The organism is Candidatus Accumulibacter necessarius (assembly GCF_036625085.1).
On the sequence record NZ_JAZKUM010000003.1, the window covers coordinates 538,374 to 554,572 of the forward strand.

The following is a 16,199-nucleotide window of genomic DNA, read 5'->3' on the forward strand; positions in this document are numbered from 1 at the left end:
CCGTCGTTTCTCAGAAGCGTAGCTGGGTGTCCGCGATGGCTGCCAGGAGGACGAGTGTCAACTGCATCAGCGAGGCATGGAAGCAGACCATTGCGGACTTGCGGTTGGGCTCGCGCGTCAGGCGCCAGGCTTTCTGGATGAACAGGAAGCCACCGACGGCGGCGCCGGCAAGATAGATCAGGCCGAGGCCGAAGGCCAGGGGCAGCAGGCTGGCGGCAACCAGCGCCACGGTGCTGTAGAAGATCGTGTTGGCGGCCCGCTGGTCGCCGACGACGACCGGCAGCATGGGTACGCCGGCAGCGGCGTAGTCGTCACGGAAAGCAATCGCCAGGCTCCAGAAATGCGGCGGTGTCCACAGGAAGAGGACGAGTGCCAGCGCCAGGGGTACCGCGCCCACTTGCGGGTCCGCTGCGGTGGCGCCGGCAAGCACCGCCCAGCTGCCGGCCAGTCCGCCGAAGACGATGTTGAGCCAGGTACGCCGCTTCAGCCACACCGTATAGACGATGGCGTAGAAGAAGGCGCCGAGGAAGACGAACAGCGCCGACCAGGCATTGAGCGCGATCCAGGCGGCGCCCACCGAGAGAGCCATCAGGGCGCCGATGACCAGCAGCCAGATCGGCCCATGGCGGATTTCGCCGGTGACGAAGGGGCGCTTGCTGGTACGTGACATCAGGTGGTCGCTGTCGTGTTCGTAATACTGGTTGAAGGCGCCGGCGCTGGCCGACGAAACCAGCACTGACAGCGCCAGCACGAGCAACTGCAGCGGACTGAGGGCGGGCCCGGGGCTGACGGCCAGTCCGGCGAGGGCGGTGAAGGTGATGACGACGCCGATGCGCAGCTTGAAGACGCCCAGAATGGCACGGATGGGGAAGCCGGGGGTGCTGTTCGATGGGAGTGTGGATTGCATTGGCGTCGATAGCGTGGCGATCAGTTGGCGGAAGATTGGACGATCGGGTCGGGGTCGGACCTGCTTGAATCGAGCCTGCGAAGCCCGATTGAGGCAGGCCCCCGCGCCTTGCGGCACGGGGGAGGTGAGCGAATCAGCTCAGCAGCCAGACTTCGGACAGGTACTTCCAGTTGACGAAGTAGTAGAGGACGAAGCAGACGAAGAGCAGCAGCGCCAGGACCACCGTGCCGGGAACGCCGACGTGGTCGCTGCCGTGCGCCACGGCCGAAGCCGCCTGCGTGCTGGGCGGGATCGGCGTCGGCCGGTCGGAAACCTTGCCGCCGTCGAGCTTCTTGCCGAACAGCAGCGAGCCGACGACGAGCAGGATCCACAGGCCGCCGCCAATCACCGCGATGACACCGAAGATGCCGGTCAGACCCATCATCAGGTAGGCGGCACCCGGCCATTCATACTGGAACGGCGCGCCGGAGAAGGCCATGTCCCAGTGCCGGCGGGAAACGCCCAACGTTCCGGCGCCCATCATCACCAGGCCGAGCACCGACATGCTGATGCCGAACAGGTAGGGCTGGATCTGGCAGAGCTTCGGCAGGATCATCTCGCGCCGGAAGAGCACCGGCACCAGCAGGTAGGTGATTGCCATGAAGGCCAGCGTGGTGCCGGTGACGACCGTCGTGTGGAAGTGACCCGGAACGTAGAAGGTGTTGTGCATCAGCATGTTGATCTGCTCGGTGCCGAGCACGACGCCCGAGATGCCGCCGAGGAAGCCAAAGCTGACCAGCGAGATGAACATGCCGGAGAACACCGGGTTGCCCCAGGGCGCCTTGCGCAGCCATTCGAAGAGGCCGTTGGTGTAGCCCTTGCGCCGCTGCGCGGCTTCGATCGCACCGGGAACCGTGAAGCCGTGGATCATCGACGCCATTACCGCGAAGTACATGAAGTAGGAGGTATTGAGCACCTTCCACTCGGCGCTCATGCCCGGGTCGGAGAGCAGGTGGTGCGCGCTCGCCAGTTGCAGGAACAGGATGTAGAGCAGGAAGGCGAAGCGCGACACTTTCTCGGACAGCGGCTTGGCGCCGAAGATCACGGCGGCAGTCAGGTACCAGACCGAGACGTGTGCGGCGACGTTGATCTGCTGCGAGGAGTGCCCCAGTCCCCACCAGACCATGCGGTACAACTGCGCGTCGATTTCCTTGATCAGGCCGATGGACCAGAAGAAGGTGGGGATCAGGATGCCGGCGCCGGCGAGGATGGTGAAGGTGGCGATGATTGCGGCGGTCAGCGCGCCGAAGGTGACCAGCGGCAGCGAACCCTGGTAGGTCTTGTCCTTCTTGGCGACGACCAGGGTGCCGAAGAAGACGGCGGTGCCGAGCAGCGCCCCGACGGCGACCAGGATGATGCCAAGGTAGAAGTGCCACGCTGCCTGCATCGGCACATAGGAGGTGAACATCACGCTCGACTCGCCCTGGAAGATGGCGACATTGGTCATGATGCCGCCGACGACCATCAGCCAGAAGCCGAGCCAGGCGATTTTCGGTGTTGCCAGCCGGCATCGGAGCAGGGTCGATGAGGCGAAGTAGAGCACGGCCATTTCAAAAAACAGGATCCACAGGATCAGCATGTCGATGCCGTGGGCGGTGAGGATCAGATAGAACTGGTCTGCCGGCAGCAGCTTGATTGCTGGCCAGCGGGTGAGGATCACCAGCAGTGCGGTGATGCCGCCGACCAGCAGCCAGAGGACGCCGGCGACGGCGTTCCAGCGCATCAGCTTCTCGGCCTGGTCCTCGAATTGCAGTCCGGAGACGGGACAGGTGCGGTAAGTCGTTGCCATCTATTGATTCCCCCTTATTTCACGTAAATACGGCCAAGCATCGAGTGGTGGCCGATGCCGCAGTATTCGTTGCAGACGATGGCGTAAGTGCCTTTCTTGGTCGGGGTCATCTTGACGACATGCTCATAGCCAGGAATTACCTGGATGTTGATGTTGACCGGCTGCAGCGAGAAGCCGTGGTTGTAATCCATCGACGACAGGTGGATCTTGTAGGTCTGACCCTCCTCGAGTTCGAGGATCGGGTACCAGTTCCACAGGCGGGCGATCAGGTATCCCGCGCCACCGGCCGGAACCTTGGCAACCGGGATTTCCTCTCCATTGAGGCCTGTTTCGGTGCGGATGGTGTTTTCGGCGATGAATTTCTCCGCCTTGGCCGCGAACATCTCCGGGGTCGTCTTGTAGGCTTCGTTGGAGAGGTTCTGCTTACCGTAGACGTGCCAGTAAATCATCATCACGAACATCACCATCCCCCAGACGAAGGCGATCGCGATCCACGCCCATTCGACCTTGTCGATCGGTTGCTTCCACCAGAGCCGATCAGACGGCGGCAGAATTGCACTCATATTTGTCTCTCCCTGATGTGGCTGATTGGCTTACCTGGCGACCGGCGTATTCATGATGTCGATGATGCCCCACAGGATGTAGAGCAGCCCCGGTGATGCCACGCCGAGGAAGAGAAGCAGGAAGTGGTTGTCCAGCAGTCTCTGCATGAACGGAATGTCGTCATCGTTGTTGTCGGCCATCTATGTTTCCTCCAGATCACTGATTGGCGCTCTCGGCGCATGGCAAGTTGCAGAAAAACCCGAATTCCTTGGCCCGTCGAGGCACAATTGCCCGAAGAATACCGGCAGGCGACAGGCAATTGATTTGATTCACGTCAAGAACGGGGAAACCCGGTGGATGTCGGCAAGACCAGCAAACATCGGCATTGCAGGGATGTGGCTGCGGCCGTTGGTCGCACTCCGCATGGCCTTCGGTGCGCCCGGCAAAGGGCCTATAATTCGCGCCTTCTTCCCTTTTCAGCTCAACGGTTCCCATCATGGATAAAGTCGCTCGCCGACAGGTTGCGCTCTGGCTATTGATCTGCAGTGCCATGGTCTTCGCCATCCTGGTGGTCGGTGGCGTCACTCGCCTGACCCATTCCGGCTTGTCGATCGTCGAATGGCAGCCGATTGTCGGTGTCATCCCGCCGCTCGATCAGGCGGAATGGGACGAGACCTTCGAGAAATACAAGAAGACACCGGAATACCAGCAGGTCAATCACCAGATGACGCTCGACGAGTTCAAGGGGATCTTCTTCTGGGAGTACTGGCACCGCGTTCTCGGGCGGCTGATCGGCGTGGTCTTCCTGCTGCCTTTCCTCTACTTCTGGCTGCGGGGCAAGATCGAACCGTCGCTCGTGCCGAAGCTGCTGGGGATCTTCATCCTCGGCGGGCTGCAGGGAGCGATGGGCTGGTACATGGTCAAGAGCGGGCTGGTGGACGATCCGCGGGTCAGTCACTATCGCCTGACCGCGCATTTGTCGCTGGCTTTCCTGATCTTTGTCGCGATGTTCTGGGTGGCGCTCGGCCTGCTTGCCGAGAGAGCCCGTTCAGCTCACGAGGCGGGGGTGAGACAGTTGCAGCGCATGGGCTTCTGGCTGGCGATCCTGGTCGGTTACATGGTCGTCACCGGCGGCCTGGTCGCCGGCATTCGCGCCGGCAAGGCCTACAATACCTTCCCGCTGATGAACGGGCACCTGCTGCCGCCTGAGAGCTTCATCCTCGATCCGTGGTACCTCAATTTCTTCAACAACATGGCGCTGGTCCAGTTTGATCACCGCCTGGGAGCGTGGCTGCTGGCTTTTCTGTTGCCCTGGTTCTGGTGGAAAATCCGATCCGCCGCGGTGTCCAGTACGGCTCGCCTGGTGGCAACGCTGTTGCTGGTGGTGCTGTTCGTCCAGATTGGGCTCGGCATCGCCACGCTGCTGCTGGCTGTTCCGGTCGGTCTGGGTGCCGCGCATCAGGGAGGAGCCATGGTCGTACTTGGTCTGCTGCTTTGGTTGAATCATGAACTGCGGCTGGCGCCGGCCGCCGGCCGTACCACCTGATGGCGAGCGCCGGCCTGCGCTTGCGAACGATCCGGGCGACGGCCCTCCTGCTGACCGTACTCTCTCTGATGGTCGTGTTGCTCAGCGCCTACCTTCGTCTTGACGGCGCCGGCCTCGGGTGTGCCGACTGGCCCGCCTGTTACAGCAGGCTGCTGGCCAGCGAACCAGGGGAACTGCACTTCGGAGTCGTTCGCCTGCTGCATCGTGCGGTCGCTTCGATTTCTCTGCTGCTGGCCTGTGCCCTGGTCTGGCAGTGCTGGCGCCGGCCGTCGATCGAGCCGGCAGCCGGTCCGGCGACGCTCCTCCTGTTGCTGATGCTGGTGCTCTCCGCACTCGGCATCTGGAGTTCGGATCCGCGGTTGACGCTGGTCGGGTTTCTGAACATCATGGGTGGCCTCGGTCTGGTCACCTTCTCCTGGCGAGTGGTGCTGGCCAGTAGTCCTGGGTCGATGCTGCAAAGGCCGGCCGCGCCGACCCTGGCGCTTCGCCTGGGAGCAGCCGCGCTGTCGGTTACTGTGGTCCTGGGTGCCCTGATTGGCGCCAGCTACTCGGCGCTCGCCTGCGCTTCGTTTCCCGATTGCGGCGGCAGTTGGTGGCCAGGCGCGGACGACTGGGCAGCGCTAAAGCCCTTCTCTGTCCTCACTGCCACACCAGCCGCAGGCGACCCGGGCGGCGCCACCCTGCATCTCCTGCACCGCTACAGCGCTCTCGCCACGCTCCTCGTGCTGGGTGCGGCGGGAGTGCAAGCGCTGGCTGACGAAGAGCGGCAGCGGGCGGCCAGGATGCTGCTGGTCCTGCTGACAGCCCAAATCGCCCTCGGCAGCCTGACGGTGCTCAGCGGCTTTTCTCTGTGGCTGGCCATCAGTCATCACCTCGCCGCGGCAGCGCTACTGGCGACCGTTGCAACGCTACTCCGACGGTAATCCGTCGACGAACAGGCCGCCCGCTGCCGGAAGAGTCCGCGCCGGCATGACCGGCCGTGCCGCCTGTCCTGCTTTCAGCCTATACCGAGAACGACGACCCGCAGCCGCAGGTGGAAGACGCGTTCGGGTTCTTGATCACGAACTGCGACCCCTCCAGCCCCTCCGTGTAATCGATTTCGGCGCCCACCAGATACTGGTAGCTCATCGGGTCGACCAGCAGGGTCACGCCGTTCTTCTGCAGGGCTGTGTCGTCGTCATTGGCCACCTCGTCAAAGGTAAAGCCATACTGGAAACCCGAGCAGCCGCCGCCGGTGACAAACACGCGCAGTTTCAGGTCCGGGTTCCCTTCTTCCTCGATCAACTCTTTCACCTTGCCAGCGGCACTATCGGTGAAAACAAACGGCATCGGCATTTCGGTTGCTACATTCATTACGCTATTCTCCAAAATCTGTGGTTAGAGCCTTTTCCAGGCGGGGCCGGTTATCGGCAGTTGGTCGCAATTCACCGATTTCGGCGCCCGTTGCGTCGACCACCTGCCGTTTACCGCGGACTCTCACTGCTACATCCCAACGGGGCAATATTCAACCAGGATTTCGACACACGTATTCAAGAGGAGTTCCAAAATCCGCTTGCCGCTACTCCGAGCAATAACCGCGTGCGTGACGAGCAGACGCTCTTTCGTCTCCAGCAGCGACCGTTGTCGACGACCGATACACTCGATTCCTCATTGATGTTCCGGCAGCCAGGCAACAAAGATCGGAGTTCTTTCTCAACCGGTGACGAGCGCATGATGATAGCACCGATGGCAGCCGGCAGTTCCTTGACGCCAACGCTCCGGCGCATCGCCTGAGCACGATCGATGGCCTTTCAGGGTCAGGGAAGGACCGCGAGTTGCCACAGACCTTCGCTCTCGGGCAGGCCAAACATGATGTTGAGGTTCTGCACAGCCTGGCCAGCAGCGCCTTTCACCAGGTTGTCGATCACCGAAAGCACTACCACAACGTCCCCTCCCTGCGGACGGTGCACTGCGATGCGACAGGTATTGGCCGCTCGCACCGAGCGTGTATCGGGATGCGAGCCCGGCGGCAGGACATCGACAAACGGTTCTCGCCGGTAACGCTCCTCGAACAGCGCCTGGAAATCGGCCTCACGCTTGATGCGCGCGTAGAGCGTTGCATGAATGCCCCGGATCATGGGCGTCAGGTGTGGTACGAAGGTCAAGCCGACGGGGCCTCCGGCCATTCTCGACAAGCCCTGCCGGATTTCCGGCAGATGTCGGTGTCCGGGAACGGCATAGGCCTTGAAATTGTCTGCTGCTTCCGAGAAGAGGGCAGGGATCTCGGCCTTTCGGCCGGCACCGGAGACGCCCGACTTGGCATCCGCCACCAAGTGGTCCAGTTCCACCAGGCCAGCCTCCAGCAGTGGCATGAAGCCCAACTGCACCGCCGTCGGGTAACATCCCGGGTTGGCGACCAGATGGGCGTTGCGGATGGCTGCCCGGTCGTATTCCGGTAGTCCATAGACCGCCTTGGCCACCCACTCCGGGCTGGCATGCTGCATTCCGTACCACTGGCTCCACTCCGCAATGTTGCTGATGCGGAAATCGGCGGCAAGGTCAATCACGCGAACGCCGGCGGCAAGCAGGGCCGGCGCCTGCTCCATCGCGACACCGTTGGGTGTGGCGAAGAAAACCACATCGCAGGCCCTGAGATTGGCGCTTGCCGGATCCTCGAACTTCAACTTCAGCCGTCCACGCAAGCTCGGAAACATGCTCGACACATCCGTGCCCGCATCCCCCCGCGAAGTGATCGCGACGATCTGCACTTCCGGGTGTTGCGCCAGCAGACGCAACAGTTCGACACCGGTGTAGCCAGTGCCTCCGACGATTCCGACTTTGATCATGAGAGCCTCCGCGTTGGCCTGTAATGATAGTCCCCGCCTCCCGAAAACACAAAAACCGCCCAGGGGGCGGCTTCGTGCTGTGCGACCGGAGATCCGATTAGCGCTTGGAGAACTGCTTGCGACGGCGTGCCTTGTGGAAACCCACCTTCTTGCGCTCCACTTCACGCGCATCGCGAGTGACAAAGCCTGCTTTCGAGAGTGTCGGTTTGAGCGCGACGTCGTAGGCAATCAGGGCTCTTGTGATACCGTGCCGGACAGCGCCAGCCTGCCCGGACTCACCGCCGCCAGCGACATTGACCAGAATGTCGAAGCCGGTCAACTGTTCGATCAGTTGCAACGGCTGCCGAACGATCATGCGCCCTGTCACGCGCGAAAAAAACTCGTCAACCGGTTTGCCGTTGACGACGAACTTGCCGTCGCCTCGTTTCATGAAGACGCGTGCCACAGCGCTTTTCCGCCGACCCGTGCCGTAGAAGTAATTGTCAGCCATTGTGACCCCTTAAAGTTCCAGAACCTTCGGCTGCTGGGCAGCGTGCGGATGGGTTGCGCCGGCGTAGCACTTCATTTTCTTGAGCATGGCGTAACCGAGTGGTCCCTTGGGGAGCATGCCCTTGACCGCCTGTTCAAGGACTCGCCCCGGAAAACGCTGTTGCATCTTGGTGAAGTTGGTCTCGTAGATGCCCCCAGGATAGCCCGAATGGCGGTAGTACTTCTTGTCCTGAGCCTTGTTGCCGGTGACGCGCAACTTGTCGACGTTGGTGACGATGATGTAGTCGCCGGTATCGACGTGCGGGGTGAACTCGGGCTTGTGTTTACCACGCAGGCGGCGAGCGATTTCGGTCGCTAGGCGACCGAGCACCTTGTCGGTGCCATCAACAAGAAGCCATTCGCGCGTCACTTCGTGCGATTTGGCAGAGAAAGTCTTCATTAAAAGCGCCGTCCTTTTTTGCCTGATAACGGAAAGCCCAGCATGTTATTGCAAGTCTGTAACACCTGTCAATCGCTGTTTCGCCGTCTGCACGTCACAGACATCCTTGCGCGCCGCGCAGAGCCAGGCAAGTGTAGGTGATCGGCAGCCGATGGTCCAAGTCCGACTGCTTGGCTGGGCTTGGGTCGAGACGGGTATACCCAGGCACGGTCAACAAGACACCATCAGGAGCGTCTGGAAACCGAGGGCGAGCAATGATCGAAGAGCGTCGGTGTGAGTGGGGTTGACCTCACGGAGGCAACTCTTGCTGGCATTGGTGAAGGAGCGAAAGTCGGAGTGGTGCCTTCGGCTTACCGAAGTGATAGGCTTCCCGCTTTTCGCATCACGAGGCCGGTGATGAACAAATTCTGGTTCCGGATCCGCACCATGTCAAAGGCGCCGTTGCTGGTTCCTTTGCGCGGCCCCAAAGCCGCGTGCGGCACGGCTGCCGCCCATCCGCAGGATACGTCATCGTGAGGCCGCTACTGAACGCCAGTCGTTTCCTGGTCCTTGCCGCGGTGCTCGGTTCCCTCTTGTCAGCGATGGCACTGTATGCCTACGGCCTCGTCGATACCGTCGTGGTCATCACGCGGACACTCACGGCCGGCGACGTCTCGACCAGGGGCGCGAAGGCCTTGATGCTCTACTTCATCGAGATCTTCGATCTGTTCCTGCTTGGCACCGTGATGCTGATCCTTGCACTCGGCCTCTATGAGTTGTTTATCGACGCTGATTTTAAGGTGGCATCACGCCTGCAGATCAACACCTTCGAGGATCTCAAGACCAGCCTGGTGACGGTGGTGATTGCGGTGATGGCGGTGACTTTCCTCGGCCAGATCATGTCCTGGAACGGCGAGACCTCGCTGTTCGACATTGGTGTGCCGGTGGCGCTGGTGATCGCAGCGCTGAACATTTACCTCTGGGTCGCGAAGGCCGCCAAGAAGTAGCGGTTGGCGGGCCGCTTCCGTGTCACGCTCGCCATTGGCGCGGCTGCCCTCGCTGCGCGCGGTTGCAGGCTGGCCAGCCCTGATCGGCAGGGTGCTGCCATCCTGCCAGCAATGGCCTTCCCGCTTTCGGCAACACTTGTAATTGGATCTCTGATGGAAACTGACGTTGACCGGTGCCGCAGCGATCAAGGATAATCCCGCTTATGCCCTTGAAATTTCTGCCCTTTCGCTCGCTACTGCCAGTGATCTGGCGGCTTCATGCCATTCCGGTCAAGGACGACGCTCCATCCGCACCGGGTGGTTGCCTTCCGCGAGTTGGCGAAGGCGTTACGGGTGGCTGGCAGTTTTGGTGAGAAGATTCAATCAACCATCGACAGGATGCTCATGCGTACGCCTTTAAAATTACTGCTCGCACTCGTCATCTTCGGTACTGCATGCCTTCCACATGCGGCGGCAGAAACGGCGACCACTACAACCAGTGTTAACGTCCGCTCCGGTCCCGAGAATGTCTTCCCGACCGTTACCTGGCTCTTGAGCGGGACACGGGTTACTGTTGTCGGGTGTGTCGCCAACTGGCGGTGGTGCGATGTCATTGCGGGTCGTGATCGGGGCTGGGTGTATTCGCGCTTCCTTTCCATTCCGTTCAATGGCAGTGCAGTTACCATTCTCAATGGCGGCCCCAACCTCGGCCTGCCAGAAAGCGAGTTTTCACTCGGTGAATACTGGGACACGCACTACCAGCGCAAGCACTGGTTCGGACGGAAGGCCTATTGGCAGAAACGTTGGGACCGCCGCACGCCGCAGCGCGAGTGGCGTGACCCGTCGACAAGGTCACGGCCGGCCATCTCAGAGCAATAGCACTCACCGCTGACCGGTTGCGCGCTGTTCGGGCATATCGTCAAGCTTTACGCCCGCTGCAGTTCCAGTCTTGGTGCGGCTGAGCCCAGGCGTTTGCTTGGCAGAACGCCGTCTTGTATCGTCGAGGGTGAGGGTGGTCTGCGGACTGGATTGCGGAAGCCGGGACTGCGGTGTCTCCGGAACGATCATGCAGCACGAACCAGTGGCTAGACCGGCACGGAGAAACGACATCGGGATGGCCGGAGAACCGGGTATATTCAGGCATGAATAGACTTCAAGGGCTCGTAAACGGAACCCTCCTGATGCTGATCGCAGGTTGGGTGCTGTACATCGGGAAAGATGTCTTTGTCCCTGTCTTTTTTGGCCTTGTCGTCGTCTACGTGATTGTCGGTCTGGCGCAGGCCATGCACAGGATGCCGTATCTGGGTTGCGTTCTGCCACTTCAAGTCAGATACGTGCTCTCGGTACTCCTCATTACGCTTTCATTGCTGGTCGTTGTATACCTTTTCGTAATCAACAAGGACAGGTTTCTGGCGCTTGCCCCGCAATATCAGCAATCCCTGCTCGCTGCGATCCAGAGACTTGCTGTTTTTCTGCGAATCGAGACTGAACCCACCTGGACTACGCTGCGTCAGGAACTTTTCGCCCAGATAAACATTCAGCGGGTGCTCGGGTCAATGCTTGCCTCGGTGTCGTCGATCATCGTCAGCGTTATGGTCGTTTTCCTGTATGCCACCTTCCTGTTGGTCGAGCGGCGCTTTTTCCCCCAGAAAATGGAAAACATCTCGAGCGATGCAAGTCGCGTCGCCCAGATTCGGGCAATCACCTCTGACATCAACAAGCGAATCGGAGCCTATCTGGCGCTGAAGACATTCATCAGCCTGTTTCTGGGGGCGATAAGCTGGGTTATCATGGCCTTCGCCGGTCTTGAATTCGCCGCGTTCTGGGCGGTGTTGATCGCATTTCTGAATTATGTTCCCTATATCGGATCGTTTCTCGGGGTATTCTTCCCGGTGATCATGGCGATCATTCAGTTCGAAGATGCGAGCGTGATCCTCTCTGTGTTGCTGGCACTGGTGCTCGTACAGTTCCTGATTGGCAACTTTCTCGACCCCTATGTCATGGGCAATTCGCTCAACCTCAGTCCGTTTGCCATCCTGGTCAGCCTGGCAATCTGGTCCGAGCTGTGGGGAATCGCCGGCGCATTTCTGGCGGTCCCGATTACCGCTGTCCTGGCCATCATTTTCTCGGAGTTTCTGAGTACGCGACCGATTGCTGTCCTTCTCTCCCGGAACGGCAGGCTGTGAGAAAACCGAGCGGGAATTCCACCGAACCAGGGCGTGTACCGCAATCGTCGCTGACCAGCTGGAAATGCTCGCGCTTGCGCTGCCGGCCAACACACGCGACAGGCCTCGCCCGCTGACAAGGGGAGATCAGGCCATGAGTTTCAGGGACATCCCGGATCTGTTCAAGGCGGCTGCCGTGAACTGGGTGGATGACCATGCGCAAAGCATGGGGGCGGCCTTGGCCTTTTACACGATGTTTTCGATTGCTCCCCTGCTGTTGATCGTGATTTCAATCGCCGGATTCTTTTTCGGCGAGCAAGCTGCTCGTGGCGAGATCTTTGAACAACTGGAAGGAATGCTTGGAACACCCGGAGCGCTGGCCGTGCAGGCTCTGCTGGAAAGTGCGGGCAAGCCCGCCGAAAGCGCGATGGCGACAATCTTCGGACTGGTCTTTCTCTTCATTGGCGCGACATCCGTCTTCGCCGAACTACAGGACGCGCTCAACCGAATCTGGCGGGCGCCGCAAAAGGTAAAGATCTCCGGACTATGGAGTTTGCTGCGCGCCCGCTTGTTGTCCTTCGGCATGATTCTCGGAATCGGCTTCCTGCTGACGGTTTCCCTGGCTTTCAGTGCTGGTCTGGCCGCTTTGAGCAAGTGGCTGGATCCGGATGCCACAGGTTGGGCAACGGTCGAGAACACAAGCGAAGTCACACTCGGCGTCATGCTGGCGACGGCGGTTTTTGCCATGATCTACAAAACGATGCCCCGCGTTCAGATCCACTGGAAAGATGTCTGGGTTGGGGCAATCGTCACATCGCTACTGTTCATCACCGGCAAGGCGCTGATCGGTGCCTATATTGGCAGAAGCGGTGTTTCGTCTCATTTCGGCGTTTCAGCCTCGCTGATCGTCGTGCTGCTGTGGGTTTATTATTCGGCTCAGATCTTCCTGTTCGGTGCGGAATTTACCTGGGTTTACACGCACAAGTTCGGTTCCCGCAAAGGGCAGGCGTTGTCAAGCCCCGCCGGCGGACCCCCGGGAACCGAGGGTGGGCCTGGCTGCCAAGTTCCGCAGTAAGGTCATTTCCAACGGCGCCAGCCGGGTTATGAACCAGATTCGCACCAAACTCTGTATGATTGCCGGCCCAGGACTTACGGAAGCCAGCATGGAAGGATCCTTCTGTAAGGATCCCTCCGTCGCAGCGAGGGGCAAGCACTGGTCATGAAGATCAGCGAGCGGCCAGCTTCGCTTGGCTGCCCGGAAGTGACGAGGAATCAAGCTTGGGAAGCACAATGTCCATCAACGGACTGCTTGGCGCCCTACAGGAAGGAGTCATCACGTGATCTATTTTGCCGCTCTGGTCGTGCTCGTAACCCTCGTCGCCATGGCGTCGGGGCGGGTTCCTGCTGTCCTCGCACTGGCTGCGGCGATCTGCGTCGCGGGCGTCACCGGGTTGGCCCCGGTGCCGGCGCTCTTCGCCGGATTGAGCAACGGCGGGATCATCACCGTCGCGGCGATGCTTGTCATCGCCAAGGGCATCGTCCATACCGGCGCGGTGACGCGAGTCACCTGGGCGCTGCTGTCGACCGTCACCAGCGCTCAGCACGCCTTGCGTCGCCTCGCGCTGCCCATCGGCGTCGGGTCCGGCCTGATGAACACCACCCCGATCGTTGCCATGCTCGTCCCGGCAGCCAAGGAACTGGAGCAGAACCGCGGCATCAACGCTCGCGAGTTGCTGCTGCCGATCGCGCACATCACGACTCTTGCCGGCTCCGTAACGCTGATCGGCACCAGCTCGAACCTGCTCATCGCCGGTATCGCTGCGCCAGCGGGCATCGACATGACGATGCTTTCGTTTGCCCCAGTGGCGTTACCGGTCGCCATCGTCGGGGCGGTGATCGTGTATATGATCGCGCCGCTGATGCTGAGTGGTCAGGCGGAAACAGTAGCGGCGACTCGCGACTGGCGGGTCGAGATCCCGGTCTCCGGGAAGGCGCTGGCGATTGGCCGTGTGGCCGCGGATTTCGGGATCGATCAGACGCAGCAGTACGCCCTTGACGCGATCCGGCGTTGGGATGCCGACCTCGATCCATCCGCCCCGATCGAGGCCGGCGACACCCTGGTCTTCTCGGCAACCGAGAGCGGCGTGACCGCCTTGTGGGGCAGCCCGCTGTTCGGCCTGGCGGAACAGCGCCTATACCGGGTTTCCGCAGGCTCGGGCGCCAGTGGGACGGTGCGGGACTTCGAAACCGACGGGGGTATCCACGTCATCGCCGCGCGGACCACGGGCCCACTGCGCGACACCGAGGTGCGCCCGGGCGCAACCGCGTTCGTGACCACGCCGAGCAAGTCCCTGCTCGTCGACCAGCCGGATGTGGCGATCTTCGAGAAAGCCGCGGGGCTGAGCCCGCAACCGGCCAAGACTGTGTTCGCTCTCGCGATCCTGATCGCCGTCATCATCTCGGCCTCCTTCGGCCTGCTTGCGGTCGAGCTGGCTTCCTTGACCGGGGCCGTGCTCATGGTGGTCACCGGCATCCTGACGCCGAAGTCCGCCGTGCGCGCCCTCGACTGGAACGTGTTGTTCATCCTCGTCGGGTCGGTGGCGCTCGGCGCAATCGTCGTCGAGAGCGGACTCGCCACCGTGCTTGCCGACGCAATCAGGAACCTCGCGGGAGGTAGCGTGCTGCTCGTCGTCATCGTCTTTGCTGTGACGACGGCGATCGTGACCAACCTCGTCACCAATGCAGCAGCTGCATCCATCCTCACCCCGGTGGCGATCGGCATAGCCAACGAACTCGGCATCAACCCGGTGACGCTCCTGGCGCTGATCGGCACCTGCATCTCGTTCACCTTCATCAACCCGTTCAGCCACCAGTCGAACCTGATGGTCATGCAGCCTGGCGGCTACACCTCGGCCTCGTTCGCCAAGTTCGGTATCCCGCTGGTCGCCGGATCGCTGGTGACGGTTGTTATCGTCAGCTACCTGCTGCTGCACCTGCAAATGCGGTTCTAGTCCCGGCTTGACGGTGACCGGGCCCGATGCCTCCGAGTGGACTAAACGCCTGGGCGGGGTCCTGGCATCCGCATGCCTGTCGCGCCGCTTCAGAGCGGCAAGGCGGTTGCGCGACCGGGGTCAGGCAGGTTCCGGGTAGCGGGCATCGTTGGGATACGAGGCAAAGTCCTTGCCGCGTGCCCGCCAGTCCGCCAGCCATTCTTTCGCAACCGCCTGCCCTTCCTCGCGAAGTCTGGCGAAATGGTCAGCACTGCGGTCGAATTTGGACGTGTGTTGGAGACCCCAGGCGGTTTCGCGCCTCATCTTGATGGTTCGGACGTCGACGATCTTGCGGCCACACAGCGGCGGATGGCTGTCCCCATGTTCAGCTAGCCAACGATTGATCGTCAAGATATGGTCCAACTCCTGGTTCAGCGAGAGATTACCGGCCAGGTCGTTCTCACGATCCTTGATGTCTTCGAGGCTGACCTTCTGGGATTGCGGCGAGATTTCTTGCGGATTGATGCGCACGACCCAGATTTCGTCAGGCTTCTCGGCCTTTGTTCCGACGTCCAGGAGATTGCGAACGGGGGGGTTCTGCGAATACAGGCCATCCCAATAATACGCGTTTCGGGTGACGACTTTGTTAGGTTCACAGGTGGGAAACGTCGTGTTGCCGATGACTTGCGCTGGCAGAATCTCGGGCAGCGTTCCCGATGCTGCCACGCCCTCGAGCGAGATCGCACGGCGCATGCGCCAGCGAGTGACGTCGTATTGATCGACTTTCGGTGGGCTGGCCAGCAAACCAAGTTGCTCCAGTGTCTTGTTGGAATCGAAGATCTCGAAGTTGCCGCTGAGAACCTCAATTGCGCCCACCATGATACGCCGGTCGGCCTTTGCCACGGCCGCCCAGTCGATCGTCTTGAAATCCGGACAGAGCGCGTTGAGCAGATCCGGAAAACCCAGGTAGTCGCTGCGGGCACCCATCATCGCAAGAGCGGACAGACCGACATTGCCGTGCCCGGCGTAGGGATTGGATCCCGGGAACGGCACGCCCTTCGCTTTCCACTGCAGGAGCGTCCCGACCATCTGATTGTGGGCGATTTCGACCGGCGTGGTCGCAGCAAAGTTGGTCCATAGAAAATCCAGGCGATCAATCGCCTTGTCGATCGTGCCACAGTCCGCGTCGGCAGTGTTGGGGACCAGTCCGTACCACGTTGCCAAAGCACAAAGCGCTCCGGCAGAAGTGCCGCTGATGGCAATGATGTCGAACTTTTCTCCCTCGCCAGCGTTGGCGTCCCACGCCTTCTTGGTTTCCAGGATCTGTGTGAGAACGCCCCAAGTAAATGCTGCGTGCGTACCACCACCTTGACAGGCGATTGCGACTTTCTTCGTGCTCATGTCCGGTCTTTCATGTTCATTAAAAGATGGAAAACACAACGGCGTCTTCCTGGATAACCGAGCCCCCTATCGGGGCCGTCAACCTCGCTGCTCACCAGGTG

Annotated in this window: 16 protein-coding genes; 7 read left to right on the forward strand and 9 right to left on the reverse strand. The window is 60.9% G+C overall.

The window, feature by feature from the left end; all coding sequences use genetic code 11:
• Positions 1–10 precede the first annotated feature (10 nt).
• The 4 genes from cyoE to V5B44_RS10780 form a co-directional block, all read right to left on the reverse strand.
• Positions 11–907: a heme o synthase gene (gene cyoE, locus V5B44_RS10765; RefSeq protein WP_332359030.1), complete on the reverse strand. Its 897-nt coding sequence runs from the start codon at positions 905–907 to the stop codon at positions 11–13.
• A 133-nt stretch (positions 908–1,040) separates the two neighbouring features.
• A complete protein-coding gene (locus V5B44_RS10770) occupies positions 1,041–2,735 on the reverse strand; it encodes a cbb3-type cytochrome c oxidase subunit I (RefSeq protein ID WP_332359031.1) in 1,695 nt (564 codons plus the stop codon).
• Positions 2,736–2,749: 14 nt separating this feature from the next.
• Positions 2,750–3,298, reverse strand: coding sequence for a cytochrome C oxidase subunit II (locus V5B44_RS10775; RefSeq protein ID WP_332359032.1), 549 nt, complete (start codon positions 3,296–3,298; stop codon positions 2,750–2,752).
• Between the two features lie 30 nt (positions 3,299–3,328).
• Positions 3,329–3,478 (reverse strand): hypothetical protein, encoded by a 150-nt coding sequence (locus V5B44_RS10780; protein WP_287634143.1) that lies wholly within the window; start codon positions 3,476–3,478, stop codon positions 3,329–3,331.
• 296 nt (positions 3,479–3,774) lie between these two features.
• Between V5B44_RS10780 and V5B44_RS10785 the strand changes: the two genes are divergently transcribed.
• On the forward strand, positions 3,775–4,824 hold the full coding sequence (locus tag V5B44_RS10785) for a COX15/CtaA family protein (protein ID WP_332359033.1): 1,050 nt from the start codon (positions 3,775–3,777) through the stop codon (positions 4,822–4,824).
• Positions 4,824–5,747, forward strand: a complete 924-nt coding sequence (locus V5B44_RS10790; protein ID WP_332359034.1) for a COX15/CtaA family protein — start codon at positions 4,824–4,826, stop codon at positions 5,745–5,747. Before V5B44_RS10785 ends, V5B44_RS10790 begins: the two co-directional genes overlap by 1 nt.
• Positions 5,748–5,826: 79 nt before the next feature.
• On the opposite strand, the gene erpA is transcribed toward V5B44_RS10790, so the two are convergent.
• From erpA to rplM, 4 genes are all read right to left on the reverse strand, one after another.
• Positions 5,827–6,177, reverse strand: a complete 351-nt coding sequence (gene erpA / locus V5B44_RS10795; RefSeq protein ID WP_034941160.1) for an iron-sulfur cluster insertion protein ErpA — start codon at positions 6,175–6,177, stop codon at positions 5,827–5,829.
• Between the two features lie 443 nt (positions 6,178–6,620).
• Entirely contained in the window at positions 6,621–7,649 is a 1,029-nt protein-coding gene (argC, locus tag V5B44_RS10800) for an N-acetyl-gamma-glutamyl-phosphate reductase (protein WP_332359035.1), read from the reverse strand.
• A gap of 97 nt (positions 7,650–7,746) precedes the next feature.
• On the reverse strand, positions 7,747–8,139 hold the full coding sequence (rpsI, locus tag V5B44_RS10805; protein ID WP_332359036.1) for a 30S ribosomal protein S9: 393 nt from the start codon (positions 8,137–8,139) through the stop codon (positions 7,747–7,749).
• Between the two features lie 9 nt (positions 8,140–8,148).
• Positions 8,149–8,577 (reverse strand): 50S ribosomal protein L13, encoded by a 429-nt coding sequence (rplM, locus tag V5B44_RS10810; protein WP_332359037.1) that lies wholly within the window; start codon positions 8,575–8,577, stop codon positions 8,149–8,151.
• Positions 8,578–9,089: 512 nt separating this feature from the next.
• On the opposite strand from rplM, the gene V5B44_RS10815 reads away from it, so the two are divergent.
• From V5B44_RS10815 to V5B44_RS10835, 5 genes are all read left to right on the forward strand, one after another.
• Entirely contained in the window at positions 9,090–9,563 is a 474-nt protein-coding gene (locus tag V5B44_RS10815) for a YqhA family protein (RefSeq protein WP_332359038.1), read from the forward strand.
• A gap of 333 nt (positions 9,564–9,896) precedes the next feature.
• Positions 9,897–10,421 (forward strand): SH3 domain-containing protein, encoded by a 525-nt coding sequence (locus V5B44_RS10820; RefSeq protein ID WP_332359039.1) that lies wholly within the window; start codon positions 9,897–9,899, stop codon positions 10,419–10,421.
• Between the two features lie 302 nt (positions 10,422–10,723).
• Positions 10,724–11,728, forward strand: a complete 1,005-nt coding sequence (locus V5B44_RS10825) for an AI-2E family transporter (protein WP_332359040.1) — start codon at positions 10,724–10,726, stop codon at positions 11,726–11,728.
• Positions 11,729–11,903: 175 nt separating this feature from the next.
• Positions 11,904–12,782 carry a YihY/virulence factor BrkB family protein gene (locus tag V5B44_RS10830; RefSeq protein WP_332359041.1) on the forward strand — a complete coding sequence of 293 codons (879 nt, stop codon included), beginning with the start codon at positions 11,904–11,906 and terminating at the stop codon, positions 12,780–12,782.
• Between the two features lie 262 nt (positions 12,783–13,044).
• Positions 13,045–14,718 carry an SLC13 family permease gene (locus V5B44_RS10835; protein WP_332359042.1) on the forward strand — a complete coding sequence of 558 codons (1,674 nt, stop codon included), beginning with the start codon at positions 13,045–13,047 and terminating at the stop codon, positions 14,716–14,718.
• A 120-nt stretch (positions 14,719–14,838) separates the two neighbouring features.
• Here the strand turns inward: V5B44_RS10835 and V5B44_RS10840 are convergent, their stop codons facing one another.
• Entirely contained in the window at positions 14,839–16,098 is a 1,260-nt protein-coding gene (locus tag V5B44_RS10840) for a patatin-like phospholipase family protein (protein ID WP_332359043.1), read from the reverse strand.
• Between the last annotated feature and the right edge of the window lie 101 nt (positions 16,099–16,199).

Coding starts and splice junctions, on each gene's coding strand:
- cyoE (WP_332359030.1), bottom strand. CDS start 907: ATGCAATCCACACTCCCATCGAACAGCACCCCCGGCTTCCCCATCCGT.
- V5B44_RS10770 (WP_332359031.1), bottom strand. CDS start 2,735: ATGGCAACGACTTACCGCACCTGTCCCGTCTCCGGACTGCAATTCGAG.
- V5B44_RS10775 (WP_332359032.1), bottom strand. CDS start 3,298: ATGAGTGCAATTCTGCCGCCGTCTGATCGGCTCTGGTGGAAGCAACCG.
- V5B44_RS10780 (WP_287634143.1), bottom strand. CDS start 3,478: ATGGCCGACAACAACGATGACGACATTCCGTTCATGCAGAGACTGCTG.
- V5B44_RS10785 (WP_332359033.1), top strand. CDS start 3,775: ATGGATAAAGTCGCTCGCCGACAGGTTGCGCTCTGGCTATTGATCTGC.
- V5B44_RS10790 (WP_332359034.1), top strand. CDS start 4,824: ATGGCGAGCGCCGGCCTGCGCTTGCGAACGATCCGGGCGACGGCCCTC.
- erpA (WP_034941160.1), bottom strand. CDS start 6,177: ATGAATGTAGCAACCGAAATGCCGATGCCGTTTGTTTTCACCGATAGT.
- argC (WP_332359035.1), bottom strand. CDS start 7,649: ATGATCAAAGTCGGAATCGTCGGAGGCACTGGCTACACCGGTGTCGAA.
- rpsI (WP_332359036.1), bottom strand. CDS start 8,139: ATGGCTGACAATTACTTCTACGGCACGGGTCGGCGGAAAAGCGCTGTG.
- rplM (WP_332359037.1), bottom strand. CDS start 8,577: ATGAAGACTTTCTCTGCCAAATCGCACGAAGTGACGCGCGAATGGCTT.
- V5B44_RS10825 (WP_332359040.1), top strand. CDS start 10,724: ATGCTGATCGCAGGTTGGGTGCTGTACATCGGGAAAGATGTCTTTGTC.
- V5B44_RS10840 (WP_332359043.1), bottom strand. CDS start 16,098: ATGAGCACGAAGAAAGTCGCAATCGCCTGTCAAGGTGGTGGTACGCAC.